The 17,299-nt window shown below is 71.9% G+C and carries 6 protein-coding genes and 3 pseudogenes; 2 read left to right on the top strand and 7 right to left on the bottom strand.

Features of this window, described 5'->3' with window-relative positions:
• Nucleotides 1-296 precede the first annotated feature (296 nt).
• Nucleotides 297-1,464: pseudogene (locus ACLJT4_RS40500) on the top strand (IS110 family transposase); the annotation flags it as partial.
• Here the strand turns inward: ACLJT4_RS40500 and ACLJT4_RS40495 are convergent.
• The 7 genes and pseudogenes from ACLJT4_RS40495 to ACLJT4_RS40465 form a co-directional block, all read right to left on the bottom strand.
• Nucleotides 1,440-3,159, bottom strand: a pseudogene (locus ACLJT4_RS40495) (IS4 family transposase). The pseudogenes ACLJT4_RS40500 and ACLJT4_RS40495 sit on opposite strands and share 25 nt — an antisense overlap.
• A 356-nt stretch (nucleotides 3,160-3,515) precedes the next feature.
• On the bottom strand, nucleotides 3,516-6,344 hold the full coding sequence (locus ACLJT4_RS40490) for a condensation domain-containing protein (protein WP_411130061.1): 2,829 nt from the start codon (nucleotides 6,342-6,344) through the stop codon (nucleotides 3,516-3,518).
• A complete protein-coding gene (locus ACLJT4_RS40485) occupies nucleotides 6,334-8,109 on the bottom strand; it encodes a non-ribosomal peptide synthetase (RefSeq protein WP_411130060.1) in 1,776 nt (591 codons plus the stop codon). Before ACLJT4_RS40485 ends, ACLJT4_RS40490 begins: the two co-directional genes overlap by 11 nt.
• A gap of 41 nt (nucleotides 8,110-8,150) precedes the next feature.
• Complete coding sequence (locus ACLJT4_RS40480; RefSeq protein ID WP_411130059.1) at nucleotides 8,151-10,022, bottom strand: non-ribosomal peptide synthetase; 1,872 nt, start codon at nucleotides 10,020-10,022, stop codon at nucleotides 8,151-8,153.
• Nucleotides 10,022-13,183, bottom strand: coding sequence for a non-ribosomal peptide synthetase (locus ACLJT4_RS40475; RefSeq protein ID WP_411130058.1), 3,162 nt, complete (start codon nucleotides 13,181-13,183; stop codon nucleotides 10,022-10,024). The genes ACLJT4_RS40480 and ACLJT4_RS40475 overlap by 1 nt, the downstream gene beginning before the upstream one ends.
• Before the next feature lie 122 nt (nucleotides 13,184-13,305).
• The gene (locus ACLJT4_RS40470; protein WP_411130057.1) at nucleotides 13,306-14,601 is read right to left on the bottom strand and encodes a non-ribosomal peptide synthetase; all 1,296 of its coding nucleotides are present in this window, start codon (nucleotides 14,599-14,601) and stop codon (nucleotides 13,306-13,308) included.
• 43 nt (nucleotides 14,602-14,644) lie between these two features.
• Entirely contained in the window at nucleotides 14,645-15,925 is a 1,281-nt protein-coding gene (locus ACLJT4_RS40465; protein ID WP_411130056.1) for an MFS transporter, read from the bottom strand.
• A 342-nt stretch (nucleotides 15,926-16,267) separates the two neighbouring features.
• On the opposite strand from ACLJT4_RS40465, the pseudogene ACLJT4_RS40460 reads away from it, so the two are divergent.
• Nucleotides 16,268-17,299, top strand: a pseudogene (locus ACLJT4_RS40460) (IS3 family transposase); the annotation flags it as partial.

The raw sequence follows: 17,299 nt of genomic DNA, 5'->3' as shown, positions 1-17,299 counted from the left end.
TGGTGACTTTCGCGAGCTTTGTGTAGCAGGTGAGAGCGGCTGCTAGAAAATGAGCCGATGTTCTCAGTGGTCCTTACGTTGGTCATCGGTTTGGTCCAGCCATTCGTAGGGTTGGGGCATCTGGGGGTGCGAGGTGTGGCTTTCAGTGGTCTGCCGACCGTGGCTTGCTATGACTGGCCGCCTCGCACCCCGCGACGACTCGGCCGCTGATTGGGATTTGCGAACAGTTCGCTTGTGTAAGGACCTGCCGGCGAGGTCGTCTGCGGACAACGACAGGCACGAACGCCAGAGGGGCAATGGGCCGTATATGGGCCGGGGTGGACATCGGCAAGGCACACCACCACTGCGTGGTAGTCGATGCGGAAGGCAGACACCTGCTGTCCCGCCGTGTCACCAATGACGAGTCGGAGCTGCTCGCTCTCGTCGCCACCGTTCTGGACCTCGGCCACGAGGTGACCTGGGCAGTGGACGTCACACACGGCGGTGCCAGCCTGCTGCTGGGACTCCTGGCGAACCACAGCCAGCCCGTGTTCTACCTGCCCGGACTGGCCGTCAACCGGGCCACGGCAGGCTATCGGGGCCAAGGGGAGACCGACGCCCGGGACGCGGCGATCATCGCCGACCAGGCCCGGATGCGACGCGACCTGGAACCAGTCCGGCCTGACGTGGAAGCCATCGCGGAGCTGAAGATCCTCACCGCCCGTCGGGCCGACCTGGTCGTCGACCGCACCCGCTCCGTCAACTGGCTGCGTGAGCAACTTCTGGGCATCTTCCCCGCTTTGGAACGCGCGCTTGAGATGACCAACCGCGGTCCGCTGGTCCTGCTGACCAGCTACCAGACCCCGGCCGCCCTGCGCCGCATCGGTACCAAGCGGCTGGAGACCTGGCTGCGCAACCGCAAGGTCCGCAGCGCGACCACCCCGCCGCTGCCGCCGTCGAGGCCGCTGAACGCCAGCACACCGCGCTGCCCGCGAGGCGATGGCCGCCCAGATGGTGTATGGCCTGGCGAAGGAGGTGATGGCGCTCAACGAGCAGATCGACAAACTCATCGAGGGCCGGTTTCGCAGCCACGACCAGGCCGAAGTGATCGCCAGCCTGCCCGGGATCGGTCCCTTGCTCGGCGCCGAGTTCCTGGCCGCAACGAGCGGGGACATGACCCGCTTCGGCACTCCCGATCGCCTCGCGGGCTTCGCCGGCCTGGCCCCAGCACCCCGCGATTCCGGACGCATCAGCGGCAACTTGCACCGCCCAGCCCGCTACCACCGAGGACTGCAACGGGTCTTCTACACCTCTGCGCTTATCAGCATCCGCTGCTGCGAGGAATCCCGCCGCTTCTACGATCGCAAACGCGCCGAAGGCAAACGGCACGTCCAAGCCGTGCTCGCCCTGGCCCGCCGACGAGTCAACGTCCTGTGGGCCCTGCTGCGTGACGGACGGTGCTACCAACTCACACCACCCGTGACCCAAGGCCACGAAGTTAAGGGCGCGGGGGGGAACTCCAGCTCACCTGGCAGTTGGGGGTCTTGGGACGAGGTGGGAGCGATCAACTCCGCGGCGAGTGTGTAGCGCCCGCGTCCGAGGCGTTGCAGTATCCCTCTTTGGTCCACTGTCCCAACTGGGCACAGAAGCTGCGGTAGTGGCCGATTCCAAGAGCCGCGGCGAGTTCGACGGTGCGCCAGGACCGGCCTGGCTCGGTGCGTAGGAGTTGGAGGGCCCGGTCCCAGCGGCTCGCCCCGGATTGAGCGTCCGTGGTCTCTGGCAGCCGCGGGGAGGGCCGTGAGGCGGCACGGGCAAGGACGTTGACGGCGATGGTCACGATGTTCTGGCTGCGTGCGGGGCGCTTCTCGTTCTGTTCGACCGGGTAGCGCGAGACAGGGCACTTCACTTTCCGGGCGCTGAGGCGGGCGCGGCGAGGGGCAGGAGGTTGTTCAAGACGGCTTCGCCGATGGCTTCGGCTCGTGGGGAGACGGTGGCCGGGATGATGCCGCCCGCGGCGATGACCTGGTCCCGGGTGGCCTGGAGGGCCGCGGTGAAGCCAGCGCGATCGGGGTCGGTCCCCGGTACGGACTCCACGGCATCGACCATTGCGCGGCGCAACGTCTGGTAGAGGGCGAGGTGGGCCTAGAGTTCTTGCTTCAGGCCGAAGGGGTCTGTCGATCGCAGGACTCGGCTGGTGAACAGGGTGTGGCGCAGGGCCAGGAAGGAGGACTCGACCTCCCAGCGTTCGTGGTATAGGTGCACGAGCCGCGCGGCCGGGTCAGCTCGGTGGTCCAGCAAGGTGGTGGCGAGCCGGTATCGGTCGCGGATGCGGTGTCCGTCGTCGCACATGACGGTCACGTCTGCGTCGATGATGCGGAAGGTCCGGCCGTCGATGCGGGTGAGGAAAGAGCCGTCGGGCAGCGTGGCCCAGATGACGGGACAGCGCGTGGATTTCAGGCGGATCAGGATCTGGGCTCCGGTATGGCCCACCGCGGTGAGGAAGCCGCTGCCGTCGAAGGCCCGGTCGGCGAGTAGTAGCAGGCTCGTGTTCAACAGCGGTAGCAACCGGCGGGCGTAGATCGTCTCGCCGGTGTTGATCGGGCCGAACACCGCTCCGAGCAGTCCGCGGGTGCCCGTCTCGCACAGGGCCATCAGCCGCAGGTGCGGATAACCCTCCAGGCCGCCACGGGTCCGTCGGATCTTGCCCAGAAGAGCGCGGATACGGGGCTGGTCAGGGGCTTCAATGGAACTGCAGCCGTCGAAGGCGACCGTCCGCCATCGCCGATAACAGACCCCTGGCGTCGCGGGCTGAGCCAGGGGCCCAGCTATGACCTCGAACAACGTCTTCAACGGAGCAGGCCCCAGCCGTCGGCGTAGATCGCGCAGGGCCTTCTCCGACGGGGCCGGCAGTGGTAGTCCGCGCAGACCAGCGACCAGCTTGTCCCACACTCGCGCGTACCCGAGACCGGGAAACAGCCCCAGGGCCAGCACGAAGTACACACCCACCCGGGACAGCAGTTGTCGCAGCCGATGCTGCACAGCTCGTGTCTGTTCCAGCACGTCATCGACAAGCTCGAAAGGTAGGTACTGGGTCAGCTCACCCAGGTGGCCGGGAGCGAAGACACCATCCGCAACCGTGATGGTACGGGTGAGCGTCGTGGTGGCAGACTGGCCTGACAACGGGACCTCTCGCGGCAGGAAGACTTTGGTCGGTCTCCCGCTTCTACCAGAGGTCCCGTTCTCGCATCCCCAAGATCCCCAACTGCCAGGCGAGTTGAAGTATCCCCCGCGCCCTTAACTTCGTGGCCTTGACCCGTGACCGAGGCGGCTTGACATCGTCATTGGGAGTCACGGCCTCCCAGCCAACCAGCAGGGGCACGGTCTGACCACAGAGCTCAAACAGCTCTGGCGCGGATAGTGCTCACCTGCTGGCGGCTACAGCATCAAGTCTGTAACGACCCGATACATCCCATTAGGTGCGTGCGGCCGGCCTGCGGTGGGGACGGTTCGGGAACCCTCCCCACCGCATGGCCGTATCAGGCCTTCGCGGGCCCCGTCATCTGGGCGAGCACTGTGTGCAGGTCCTCGCCCGGCCGCGGACGCAGGGCGTCCGCCAACCGGTCCGCGCGGTAGTGCCAGTGGTGGTCGAGGTCCGGGTGCACCTCCTCCTCGAAGAGGATCCTGTTCTTGCCGTCGAGCAGCGCCACCAACTCGGCGGCCAGCTCCGGCCAGGCGACGTGCCCGCTCAGCGCGTTGGCCACGCCGTGCACGGGATCGTCGAGGCAGGCGGTCACGGCCCGCGCCAGGGCGGCGGCGTGCACCCAGGGCGCGCCGTACCAGTCGTGACCGTGGGTGCCGGGACCCGGCAGGACGATCGGTCGGCCGTTCGCGGCGGCCTGGTAGAGGATCCCTGTCGCCCCCCAGCGCAGTTGGTCGCGCAGCCGGGCGTGCGGGCCCCAGACGAGGGGGGATCGCACAGCGCTCGCACCGCCTCGGTCGCCGCTGTCGGCAGCCTCCAACAGCAGCTGCTCGCAGTCGAGTTTGGCCCTTGCGTACGGGCTCAGTGGCTCCCCGGATGCCGCCCCCTCGGCCACCTGCGCGTCCGCGGGGTGCCCGTAGGCGTCCACGCTGCTGACGAAGACGAACGGCCCGCGGCACCACGCCTCGGTCATCACCTCCATCGCCGCCACGTCCACGTCCGGACGCGTGAAGGTGCAGGCCGCATGGATCACCGCGTCCGCGCTCGTCACGGCGGCGCGCAGACCGGCCAGGTCGCTCAGGTCGCCCTCGACGACGTCCACGCCGTCACCGGCCACCAGGTGCGCCGACTCCGGACGGGCGAGCGCCAGGACCGGCCGCCCCCGGGCCGCCAGTTCGCGCAGGACGAAGGAGCCGACGCCGCCCGTGCCGCCGGTCACCAGGACGGTACCGGCCCGGGCGCGGCGCGGGCGCGCAGAGAGCCGGGCGGTCGCCTGCTCCGTCGCACGGGTCTCTAGCAGGGTCACCACGGCACGCGGGGTACGGGACTGCATGACGTCCAGGCCGTTGAGCGGCAGCCCGAGCCCGGTGCGCAGCTGCTCCGCCAGCTGTACGGCGGTTAGGGACTGGCCGCCCAGGGCGAAGAAGTCGTCGTCCGGGCCCGGAACTCGGCCCAGGACTGCGGTGAACGCGTCCGTCACCGCGGCCGTGCGGGGCCCGTCCAGTTCAGGTGCCGCCGGGGCTCCCGGCAGCCGGGCCGCGTCCACGGTGCCCTGGGGCGTGCGCGGCATAGCGTCCAGCAGGACGACGGCGGCGGGGACCGACTCCGGCGCCAGCTCGGCACGCAGCCGGGCGCGCAGCCGGGCGGGCGACGGGCCGTCGGTGCGCCGCAGCACGGCGTAGGCCAGCAGCGGCTGCGTGGCGGGGTGGGGTACGACGGCCTCGGCGACCTCGGGGTGGGTGCGCAGCAGGGCCTCGGCGGGGTGGACGCCGCTGTCCCGCTCCACGGCCCGGCCGGGCAGCCGGGACAGCCGGATCCCCGGGTCGGTCGCGACCGCACCCAGCAACGCGGCGAAGGACCGGACCAGTTCCTCACCGGTCGCCTGGTCCAGGGCGGACCGGCGGTGGCGGACGAGCGCTTGTGGGCGGTCGGTGTCCAGCAGCCCGAAGGACAGGTCGAACTTGGCGCCCTCCAGGACGACTTCGACCGCCTGTGCCCGCAGTCCCGGCAGCCGCAGGGTCGTCGGCTCGGGGAGCACGTCCGACGTGACCCGCACCAGTGCCGTCCCCTCGGCGTCCCGGGCCTGTGCGCCGAGCCGCTCTAGGATCAGGTCGAACGGGACGTCGCGGTGTTGTTGGGCGTCCAGCAGCGCCTCCCGTACGCGCTCGACCAGCACCGCGAACGCGGGATCGCCGGACAGGTCCACCCGCACCGGCAGAGTGTTGACGCACAGGCCCACCAGGCCGCGCATGGCTCGGCCTTCTCGGTGGGTGCCGGCGCAGCCGATCACCAGGTCGGTCTCGCCGGTGAACCGGTGCAGGGCTGCGAACGCGGCGGCGAGTGTCACGGTGAACATGGTGGCGCGGTGCTGCGTGCCGAGGTCGCGCAGGGCGGGCAGAACGGGTTCGTCCAGGGGAACGGTGTGAGTGGCGGCTCGCTGGGCGTCCGTGCCGGCGGAGCAGGGCAGCCGGAGCGGTGCGGCTCCGGCCAGCCGGCGGGTCCAGTGGTCGAGGCCCTCGCCGAGGCCGCTGGTTTGCGCGTACTCCCGGCGGGCGAAGTCCGCGTACTGCGGCGGCTGCGGCTCCCGGTAGGGGATGCCGTCCCTGGCGGCGGCGTAAAGAGCTTCCAGTTCCTCCGCGACGGTGTCCAAGGAGGGCCCGTCGATGGAAATGTGGTGGAACGTCAGCAGCACCGTGTGGTCCTGCGGTCCGTGCCGCAGCACCAGAGCACGCGGGACGGTGCCTGCGGACAGGTCGAACGGGCGCCCGGCCTCCTCGGCCAGCAGCTCCCGGCCGTCGCCGTCGGCGTCGACCAGCCGGACCGCGACCGAGGCCGGTGCGGGAAGCGGCTCCTGGTACGGCTCGCTGTCGCGCCGGCCGTAGCGGGTGCGCAGGATCTCGTGGCGGCGCACAAGCTCCGTCAGTGCCGTCCCCAGGGCGTCCACGTCGAGCGGCCCGCGCAGGCGGGTGGCGAACGGCACGTTGTACTGCGCGCCGCCTCCCGGCTCGAGCTGGTCGGTCAGCCACAGCCGGCCCTGGGCCCGGGACAGCGGAGCGGGACCCTCGCCGCGGGACGCCGAGGGTGCCGAGCCGTGGTGCGTGCGGGCGGCGGCGCGGGCGCGGTGCAGCAGTTCCTCCTGCAGGGCCGCCGTGGTGTCAGTGTGCATCGTTGTCCTCCGGCGCAGGGCCCAGGTCGCTGTGGGCGGCCAGCAGCGCGCGTTCGGCCAGCGCGGCGTGTGCGGCCACTGTGGGGGCGGTGAAGAAGTCGGCGAGGGACAGCTCGACGCCGAGGTCCTCGCGCAGTTCGTCCGTGACGGCGAGCGCGAGGAGGGAGTGGCCGCCGAGAACCAGGAAGTCGGACTCGGGCCCTGTAACATCGCAGCCCAGTGCGCGGCTCCAGATGTCGGCGACGGTCTGCTGGAGCGGGGTCATCACCGCCGGTGCGGCGGTGGTGCCTGTCGTCGGGCGCTCGGCGAGCGCGCGACGGTCCACCTTGCCCGAGGTGGTGAGCGGCAGTTGCTCGACAACGGTCAGTTCATCCGGCACGAGGTGCGCGGGCAGGAGCCCGACGAGCCGCTCGCGGAGGACCTCGGCCCGGGGCACGGGGCCGTGCGCGGCCACGACGAAGGCGGCCAGGCGGGCGTCGTCGGGGGACGGGCGGCGCACCGTCACGGTCGCCTCCTCGATCTCCGGCAGGCCGCGCAGCGCGTGTTCGATCTCGCCGGGCTCGATCCGGAAGCCGCGCACCTTGACCTGGTCGTCCGTGCGCCCGTGGAACTCCAGCACCCCGTCCGCGCGCGTCGACATCATGTCGCCGGTGCCGTAGAGACGCCCGAGACAGGGGTGGTCGACGAACCGCTCCGTAGTCAGGGCCGGTTGCCCCGTGTAGCCGGTGGCCAGCCGGCTGCCGCCGATCCACAACTCGCCGCGCTCACCGTCCGCGACGGGCCGGCCGTCCGCGTCCAGGACGTGGGCCGTCGCCCCGGCCACGGGCCGGCCGATCGGCACTGGACCGTCGCAGTCCGCGTCGGTGACCCGGTGGGCGGTGGCGAAGGTCGTCGCCTCCGTCGGCCCGTAGCCGTTGATCAGCTCCAGCCAGGGGAACTCCCGCAGCACCGCGCGCGCATGGTGGGCCGCCAGTGCCTCGCCGCCCACCACCACGGTGCGCAGCAGCGAGAAGATGCGGGAACGGCGCGCGGCGAGCCGGTGGAAGAGGGCTGTGGTGAAGAAGGCGACGGTGACGCCGTGCTGCTCCACCTGGCGGGCCAGGTCCTCCAGCGAGGGCTGTGGGACGGTGCACACCATCACAGCGGCACCGTTCGCGAGTGCCCCCCACACCTCGAACGTAGAGGCGTCGAACGTGGCGGGGGAGTGCAGCAGCGTCCGGTCCCGCGGTGTGATCGTGACATAGGCTGGGTCGGTGACCAACTCCGCGACGGCGCCGTGCGGGAGAGTCACGCCCTTGGGGCGTCCGGTGGACCCCGAGGTGAACAGGACGAACGCCGTGGCGTCCGGACCCGGACCGGCAGCAGGCGTGCTGGGCACCTCGGGCAGCGGCTCGTCGGGCAGTGCCAGGCACGGGCCGAGCCCGTCCGCGGCGTCGAGCAGGTTGCCGTCGCCCACGGTCAGTACGGCGCCCGATCCCTGGAGCACGGCCTCGGTCCGGGCGCGCGGATGCGCCGGGTCGAGCGGTACGCACGCCGCACCCGCCCGCCACAGCGCGAGCTGCGCGACGACGGTCCGGGCCGAGCGCGGCATCAGCAGCGCGACACAGTCGCCGGACCGTACACCACGGTCGGTCAGATGGACGGCCAATGCCCGTGCCATCCTGTCGAGTTGCGCGTAGGTGAGTGCTTGGTCGCCGTCGGCCACGGCCAGGGCGTGAGGGGTCCTCGCGGCATGGTGTGCCACGAGGGCGGGCAGATCGGTCACAGGTGGGTCCTCGTCATCGGCGAACTGTGGGGAGGGGGAGGTCATTTGAGGCCTCCGAGGTGCTTGTCGAGTACCGCCGCCACGGCGCGCAGGTCCGGCTGGCGCAGCACCTCCGGCGCGCGCAGCCGCACACCGGTCTCCTGCTCGACGGCCGCCAGCAGCCGGGCCACGACGAGGGACGTGCCGCCGGCATCGGCGAGGTTGTCCCCGAGCGTGGTCTCGGAACGGCCCAGCAGATCGCGGACCGTGCGCAGGATCAGCCGCTCGCTCGCGGGCGCGCCCTTGTCCGCGGCCACGACGGCCGCCTCCGCTGGAGCCTCCTCCTGCTTGAGCAGCACGGCCCGGTCCACCTTGCCGTTGGCGTCCAGCGGGAAGGCGTCCACGAACCGTACGGCCGAGGGAACAGCCTGTTCGGGCAGCCAGGTCCGGACCGCTGCGAGGAGTCGGTCCACGGCGGGCGCGGCGCCGGCGGCCGACAGGACGTGGGCCACCAGCCGTGCACGCCCGTCCGCGGACCGGGGAGCGGTGACCACCGCGCTGCGCACGGCGGAATCCTGCTCGAACGCGGCTTCCACCTCGGCTGGTTCGATGCGCATGCCGCTGATCTTCACCTGGTCGTCGAGGCGGCTGAGGAACTCCAGCCGGCCGTCGGCGAGCATCCGCACCCGGTCACCGGTCCGGTACAGGCGGTCCGTGCCGGCCAGGGAGGGATCGAAGGACGGGGCGGTGAACCGGCGTGCGGTCAGCTCCGGGTCCAGGTAGCCGAGGGCCAACCCGGTTCCGCCGATGTGCAGTTCGCCCTGTTCACCGCGGGGCAGGACGCGGCCGGTCTCGTCGATGACGGCGACGGTGGCCCCCGGAACCGGCCGCCCGATCGCAGGGGCCGCATCGCCGCTCACGTCGTCGTCACAAGCTCGCATGGTGTGCGTCGTGCTGATGACGGTGGCCTCGGCCGGACCGTAGGCGTTGTGCACGGTCGTGGTGACGTCGGGGCCCGGGCGGCGGCGCATCCGGTCGCCGCCGACGAACAGGTGACGCAGCCTCAGGTCTGTCGGCCAGGGGCGGTCGAGGAGCGGTTCGACCATCGGTGTGGCCGTGACGGCCACCGTGACGCCGGCCTCGTGCCACCAGGTAGTGAGCAGGGCGGGGTCCCAGCGCACGGAGTCCGGGGCGGGCACCAGGGCCGCGCCGGAGGTCAGCCCTGCCCACAGCTCCAGCACGTGCGGGTCGAACGCGACACCGATCAGCAGGGACTGCCGGTCACCTGGGGCCAGCGCGGTCGCATGGAGGAACCAGTCCAGCAGGGCGGCCAGGGCGGGCTCCGCGACGGCGACCGCCTTGGGCCTGCCGGTGGAACCCGAAGTCAGCACAGCGTATAGCGTCCCCTGCGGCGCGAGGCGAGCCCCCGGTGCGGGCGGAGCGAAGGCCGCCACGGCGGTGGCGGGCGCGTTCACGCCCTCGCGCGGGAGCGGCAGGACAAGCTGCCCGGCGGCGCGGTGACGGTTCGGCAGAACGTCAGGGGCGCCGATCAGGCAGACGACATCGATGTCCTCGGTCACGGCCTCGAGGCGGCGCTCTCCCGGGCGGGGGCCCAGCGGCAGGTAGACCGCGCCGATCCGAGCGAGGGCGACGGCGCTCACCACCAGCGCGGCCGACCGGTCCAGGCACACGCCGACCAGGTCACCGGGCCGGACCCGTGTGCCCAGCACCTGCGCGGCCTCGTCCGCTGCCTCCGAGAGCTGCCGGTAGCTCCAGCAGTGGGGCCCGTCGATGACCGCGGGGGCCTCGGGCGAGCGGCGCACCCACTCCTCGAAGCGGGACAGCACACCGGATGTGACGGAGGCGGCGGGGAGGGGGGTGCCGTGGGCCACGCTCGGGACGAGGCCCTGCCAATCGGTCGTCAGGTCGGTCATCAGGACTCCTTCGAGGCGGTCGTGGCGGTGAGGGCACGGGCCTGGTCGGCCAGCACGGGATGGCGGAAGAGGGTGCGCAGCGGCGGCCGGCCGCCCAGGCGCGGCTCCAGCCAGGCCGCCAGCTGGGCGGCGAGCAGCGAATGCCCGCCGACGTGGAAGAAGTGCGAGGCCTCGTCGAAGCGGCCGTGCCCCAGTACCTCGCGCCAGCCCTCGGCGAGCAGGGCCACCGCGGGGTCGGCGGACAGCGCCGGATCCGCCGCAGGCGCGCTCTCCTCGGTCGTCGGCAGCGTTCGTTCCAGACCCGCGGCCATGCGACCGAGCGCCGCCCGGTCGGGTTTGCCGCCGGCCAGGGTGGGCATCTCCGCCAGCTGCACCCAACGGCTCGGCACCAGGGCGCCGGGCAGCCGGCTGCTCAGCTCGGCGTGCAACGCCTGCTCGTTCCAGCCCCGTTCGCCGTCCGTGCCGCAGTCGAGGAAGCCGACCAGCCGGGGCTCGCCCGGGGTGTCACGGTCCAGGACGACGGCGCAGGACCGGCCGCCGAGCACCGCGGACGCCGCGGCCTCCACCTCCTCCAGCTCGATGCGGTGGCCGCGCAGCTTGACCTGGTTGTCGCGGCGGCCCAGGAAACGCAGCAGCCCGTCCCGACCGCGATAGCCCAAGTCGCCCGTGAGATATACCCGTTCGTCGCCAAGTGCCTCGAGGTGCACGAACCGGGCGGCGGTGGCCTCGGCATTGCCTGCGTAGCCCTCGGCCAACCCGGCTCCCGCAATGGTCAGTTCGCCCACGGCACCGTCCGGCAACGGCCGCAGGTGCGAGTCCAGCACGTGGACGCGCTCGCCGGGCAGCTCGGCGCCCAGCGGGATCTCCATGGCGTCCACCAGGGCGTCTAGGGTGATCTCGTGCACCGTGGTGGTGACGGCCGCCTCCGTGACGCCGTAAGCGTTGAGTACCGTGGCATCGGTGTCGGCGAGGAAGCCGCGCAGGGCATCCGCCGGAATGCGCTCGCCGCCGAGCACCAGCAGCCGCGGCGTCCAGCTCCGCTCGCGCAGCGCCGTCTGCAGATCCTGCCGGGTGGCCAGGAAGTAGCTGGTGGGCAGGTTGGCGACCGAGACTTGCGCAGAGGCCAGCAGCTCGGCCAGCTCGGCGCCCGTGGGCACCTCCCACTCCGGCACGACCAGACAGGCACCCGCGTGCAGCGACGGCAGCACTTCTTCCAGCGCCACGTCGAAGGACGGCTGGGCGAAGAGCAGCACCCGGTCCTCGGCCGTCAGCCCGAACCGCTCGGCCGTGCCGGTCAGATGGTTCTCCAAGGCCGCCCAGCCGACCGCGACCGGCTTGGGTATGCCGGTCGAACCGGAGGTGTGGATGACGTACGCACCCGGGACCGCGGCGCCCGGCCGGGCGGGCGGCAGCGCGGGGGCGTCGACCGTGGCCGCAGGCAGGTGCGCGGGAACGGACGCGGCTGCTGCGGCGGAGGTGAGCACCAGCGCCGGGGACAGCCGGTCGAGCAGCAGCTCCAGCCGCGCGGGCGGATCCGACGGGGACAGCGGGCAGTACACCGCGCCGGTCCGCAGACAGGCCAACAGCGTTACCACCGTGTCCACGCCCCGGGGCAGCACTGCCGCGACCGGCCGGCCCGCTTGCACCCCGGCCGCCAGCATCCGTTCGGCGAGACAGGAGACCCGATCGCTCAACTCGCCATAGCTGATGCGGTGTTCGCCGACCAGCAGTGCGGTCCGGGACGGGTCGTGGGAGGCGATCGCGTCGAGCGGATCGCGGTCCGCGACCGCGGACTGCCCAGGTGCGACGAGCCGGGCCGGCGCGGGCGGCGGGGCCAGGTCGGCGAGGGCGGTGGTCGGGCCGTGAAGATAAGCCCGCAGCAGGTCCAGGAACCGCGCGGCGAGCAACTCGGCGACGTCCGCCCCGAACAGGTCGGCGTCGTAGTCCCAGACCAGCAGCATGCCCGGGACCCCGAACCGGGGGCCGACCCCGCGCCGGTCGTCCGGGATGAGCACCACGTCGAGGTCGAAGCGAGTGGTTCCGGTGTTGAACCCCTCGAACAGGGAGATCTCCAGGCCCGGAACCTCGATGTCGGGCAGTACGGCGTCGTGCGCGCTGAACATCACGCTGAACAGCGGGTTGTCCGCCCCCGACGTGTGCAGGCCCAGCGCGTGGGTCAGCTCCTGCACTGGTATTTCCTGGTGCGGTAGGGCGCGGATGAGGGTGTCGGTCACCTCGTCCATCGCGTCCTCGGCCGGTGCCTCGGGATCCAGCCGCAAGCGCAGCGGAACGGTGTTGACGAACATGCCGACGGCGTCCTCGAAGCCGCGCGGCCGGTTGCCGACCGCGGTGCCGACCATCAACTCCGAGCGGCCGCCGTGGCGTCGGAGCAGCTCGGCGAAGAGGCCGAGCAGCGCGGCGAACGGCGTCAGCCCGCGCTGGCGGGCGTGGGCCCGCAGCCGTTCGGCAAGGTCCGCGCCGATCGACTGGCGCAGCTGCGCACCCCGGTGCCGGCGCTGTGCGCCGGGCCGGGTCAGGCCGGGCAGCGGCATGTCGTAGGCGGCGTCGCGCAGCTCCTCGGCCCAATACCGCAGGCTCGCCCGCCGCCCCTCGGACCGCAGGCCGTCGGCCTGGGCGCGCACGTGGTCGGCGTAAGAGGAGGCGGGGGCCGGAGCGAACTCCTCGCCGCGGACGCGCGCGCGGTAGGCGCCGAAGACGTCGCCCAGCAGGATCGCGAACGAGTGTCCGTCGTGGATCAGGTGGTGTTCCACATGCACGAGCCGGTGCTGCTGCTCGGACAGCCGGACCAGGGCCCAGCGCAGCAGCGGCGCCTGGAACGTGTCGAGCGGGGTCTCGGCCTCGGCGCACAGCAGTGCCTCGAACGCGGCCTCCGGGTCCCCTTCCCCGGACAGGTCCACGGTACGCAGCCGCGGCTCGCAGCCGTCGGCGACCCGCTGCGCGGGCAACGCCCCCTCGACAGGCACGAGTTCGAGCCGCAGGCCGGGGTGGCGGTCGAGCGCGATGCGCAGTCCGTGGCGCAGGGCCTCGGTGTCGAGGGTTCCCCACAGGTCGAGTGCGGCGGTGAAGTTGTAGGCGCGACTGCCCGGTTGCACATGTTCGTGCAGCCAGACGATCTCCTGCGAGGAGGAGAGGGGGAGCATCGGCGATCCCTGGGGTAGTCGGGTCGGAAATCCGGGCGCGGGGCGCGATACGGTGGCGCACCGCCCGGTGGTGGTGCCGGCCCGGCAGCCGGTCGCGCCGCCGGGCCAGTGGGGTGGCCGGGTCAGGCCGGGACAGGGGAGCTCAGCGCTCCGTAGAAGGCGGCGAACGCCTCCTCGGCGGTGCGGTCGTCGAGGACCGCACGGTCCCACGCCATGCGGAGGCGGATCTCGGGCCCCTGGGTGACCGAGAACGCGAAAGGGGCGGGTATCCGGCGTCCGTCGACATGCACCTCGCGCCCCTCGACCCCGCCCAGGTGCAGCAGGGCACGGCACCGGACGTCGTTCACCGTCAGCATCCCGTCGAGGCGGCCGGACCACGGCGCCCCGGCCGACCGCGCGGCATGCACCACTTCGTCGAACGGGGTGTCGGCGCGGTCCAGGTCGTCCCACCAGGCCTCGGCCGTCGCCTCGGGCATGTACGGGCCCGTGCCGGTGGCGGCCGGGAAGACCACGGTGTTGAGGAAGCAGCCGAGCACGGGCGGGGCGCCTGCCGGGCGCCCACCCCACGGGTAGCCGACGGGGGAGACGGACCCGGCCCCGAACAGGGACCCGGCCGCGGCACGGCAGGCGTCGAGCAGTGCGGGGAACGGGGCGCCGCACTCGGTGGAGGGCAGGAACGCTTCAGCCGCGCCGGTGGGCAGGGCGTCCACGGCGACGGTCCCAGGCCGGGGGAGCGGGGCCAATTCGCCCACTGCGCGCAGGCGTTTGCCCCAGTAGCCCAGTGCATCGGGCGCCGCCGCCCGGTGTTCGGCGTCGAGCTGGAGCAGCACCGTCTCGCGGTAGGCGGCCAGTTCCGCGGCCGCGGCGGAGGGCGGTACGCCGGCGGGGCCGCGGGCGTCGTGGTAGGCGGCGCCCAGCTCCTCGATGATGCGGGCGAGTGACTGGCCGTCGCAGACGGCGTGGTCGAGTACCACCGCGAGCACCTCCTCCCCGGCGGACGGGCCGCCCTGTGCCAAGTACAGCCGTAGGGGCGGTCCTTCGGTGGCCCAGTTGCCCAGTGCCCGGCGCAGCGCCGTGTGCACGTCCTCGCCTGGGGCGCATCCGAGGAGCTCCAGCGGCACGTCCGGCTCGGCCGGGCACAGGACGGGGGTGCCGCGGACGACGCCGGGGCGGGCGCGCAGCGCGGGGTGGAGGGCCGCGAGGTGGCATGCGGCCCGGCGCAGCCGCATGGGGTCCACGGTGCCGCGAGGGAAGGCGAAGAACATCGGGACGACGTCCGGGCGGCCCGCGGGGTCGAGGGAGCGCACCAGGACGAAACGGCGCTGGGCACCGGTGAGCGGCAGCAGGCCCGTCGGCTGGTTGCCTGTGCCGAGGCGTCGGTATCGAGCCAGGTACTGGCTCGTGATGCTGGGAGACACGGGGTCTTCTCTCGTGATTGGGAAGGGCGGATGTGCGGCTGCGTCAGCCGGCGGGCATGGTCTCGCCGCGGTCCTCGTGCTGTGGCGCGGGCAGGTCGCGCATCCGGCGCAGCGGCGAGAGCAGCAGGGGCAGGGGGACGAGGAGGAACCCCGCCGCGCACAGCCACAGGGCGGCGCGTGCTCCGTACGCCCCCGCGACGGCGCCGCCGGTCAGGGCGCCGAGCGGCAGGGTGCCCCACATCAGGAAGCGCAGCGTGGCGTTCATGCGGCCGAGCAGCCGTGGCGGGCACAGCGCCTGACGGAAGCTCACCTGGGCGACGTTGTAGACGACCGAGCCGAAGAAGACCACGCCCGAGGCGAGCGCGAACAGCGCGGCGGTCCCCCTCTCCGACAGCGGCCACAGCAGTGCGAACGGCCCGGTGACCAGCGCGGACAGCCAGATGATGCGAGCCTGGCCGAACAGGCCTGCCAACCTGCCCGCGCACAGCGCGCCCGCGAGACCGCCCACGGCCGACACCGACAGCATCAGCCCGAGCGCGGCCGGCTCGAGATCAGCGACCCGTACCAGGAAGACGGTCTGCGTGGCCATCAGCACCGCGGTGAAGAAGTTGCCCAAGGAGGTTGTGCCGGCGATGACCCGCAGCAGCGGTTGGCCGAGGACGAAACGCAGGCCTTCCGCGATGTTCGCGCGCAGCGACGCACCGGGCGTCGGCTGCGGCGTGTTCTCGGGACGGCGGATGCCCAGGAGGAACAGCGCGGAGACGGCGTAGCCGAGCACGTTCGCCAGGATCGCCAGGTGGGCCCCGAAGAGCTGCACCAGCCCACCGCCGAGCCCGGGACCGGCCACCTGGGACGTCGAACGCACCGCTTCCAGCGCCCCGTTGCCCGCGACCAGCCGGTCACGGTGGAGCAGTTGCGGCAGGTAGCTCTGGTGGGCCACGTCGAAGAAGACGGTTGCCACACCGGTGACCAGCGCGACGGCGTGCAGCTGGGCCATGGTCAGCACGCCGGCGGCCCCCGCCAGGGGAACGCTGGCCATGGCCAGGGCACGGACGACGTCGGTACGGATCAGCAGCGGCAGCTTGCGCATGCGGTCGATCCACGCCCCTGCCGGCAGACCGACGAGGAGGAACGCGGCTGTTTCGGTCGCGGTGAGCAGCCCGACCTGGAAGGCGGGCGCGTCGAGTTCTAGGACGGCCACGAGCGGCAGCGCGACCAGGGTGACCTGGGCGCCAGCCTGGCCGGCAGCTGCCCCCGCGAGCAGGAAGCGGAACTCGCGCATGCGGAGCAGGCCGCCAGCGGCGACCCGAGGTATGGGGGACATGGAGCAGACCCTGATCGCGGCCCGATCAGGAGTCAAACACAATGAACATTTTGAGTCGTTTTTCCTGTCATTTACCTTTTGAATACCAAATCCTTCGCATGTGACGGGTTGGTGGAGGGCGAACGAAAGATGCTGCACCGAGACGCGGGAAGGCCTCCACCTGCAGACGGTGCGCCCCGTGGGGTGCGATGTTCCACCAAACCCCATGAGTGGGTGTTTGTCCGAAAAGCATCAGTCGACACCTCATGTGCCGGATGCGCACAGGCGGCACGTGGGCCCTGACCCAGGAGTTTGGACACCGGAGACACTTGGATCTTGATGGTCTAGGAGAACGGAGTCCCCGTGGGGATGAAGCACTACCCCGCCGAGTTCAAGGTGGACACGGTCGAGCTGTACCGGTCCCGTCCAGGCGCGACGATCAAGTCGGTCGCCGCCGACCTCGGAGTGAACACCGAGACGCTGCGCAACTGGATCCGAGCCGCCGACGGACGCCATGCCCACTCCGCACCCGCGGCTGCGCCGCAGACTGCCGGTGACGCGGTTCATGCGGAACTTGCCGCCGCGCGGAAGAGGATCCGGGAACTGGAGGAGGAACGCGACATCCTCCGCAAGGCGGCCAGGTATTTCGCGGGGGAGACGCGCTGGTGAACCGCTACCAGTTCGTTGACGATCACCAGCGCCGGTTCGGCGTGAAGCGGCTCTGCGACATCCTGGGCATCGCCCGCTCGAGCTTCTACTACTGGCGCCGCACCGACCCGGCCCGCGCGGCGCGGCAGGCCGCCGACGACCGGCTCGCGGCCCGAATACGCAAAGTCCACGAGGACTCCGACGGCACCTACGGCGCCCCGAGGATCACCGCCGAACTCCGCGACGAGGACGGCCAGGCGGTCAACCACAAGCGCGTCGCGAGAATCATGCGGACCATCGGCCTCGAAGGGGTCCGCCTCAGACGCCGGCACCACACCACCATCGCCGACCCGGCCACGGCGAAGGCGCCGGACCTGATCGGCCGCGACTTCACCGCCGAGGCGGTGAACACGAAGTACGTCGGCGACATCACCTACCTGAGCGTCGGCGGCGGGAAGTTCTGCTACCTCGCGACCGTCATCGATCTGTGTTCACGGCGTCTGGCCGGCTGGGTGATCGCCGACCACATGCGCACCGAACTCGTCACCGACGCCCTCGCCGCCGCGATCCGGACCCGCGGCAGCCTCGCCGGAGCCGTGATGCACACCGATCACGGAGCCCAGTACACAAGTCGGGCCTTCGCCGAAGCCTGCCGCCTCGCCGGTGTCCGCCAGAGCATGAGCGCGATCGGCAGCAGCGCGGACAACGCCGCCGCGGAATCGTTCAACGCGACCTTCAAAAGAGAGA

The sequence above is a fragment of the Streptomyces sp. x-19 genome (assembly GCF_046549115.1).
GTDB lineage: Bacteria > Actinomycetota > Actinomycetes > Streptomycetales > Streptomycetaceae > Streptomyces > Streptomyces albulus_C.
Note: the sequence above shows the minus strand (reverse complement) of the source record. Positions and strands in the feature narration are given on the sequence as shown.

Coding starts and splice junctions, on each gene's coding strand:
- ACLJT4_RS40465 (WP_411130056.1), bottom strand. CDS start 15,925: ATGTCCCCCATACCTCGGGTCGCCGCTGGCGGCCTGCTCCGCATGCGC.
- ACLJT4_RS40490 (WP_411130061.1), bottom strand. CDS start 6,344: ATGCACACTGACACCACGGCGGCCCTGCAGGAGGAACTGCTGCACCGC.
- ACLJT4_RS40480 (WP_411130059.1), bottom strand. CDS start 10,022: ATGACCGACCTGACGACCGATTGGCAGGGCCTCGTCCCGAGCGTGGCC.
- ACLJT4_RS40475 (WP_411130058.1), bottom strand. CDS start 13,183: ATGCTCCCCCTCTCCTCCTCGCAGGAGATCGTCTGGCTGCACGAACAT.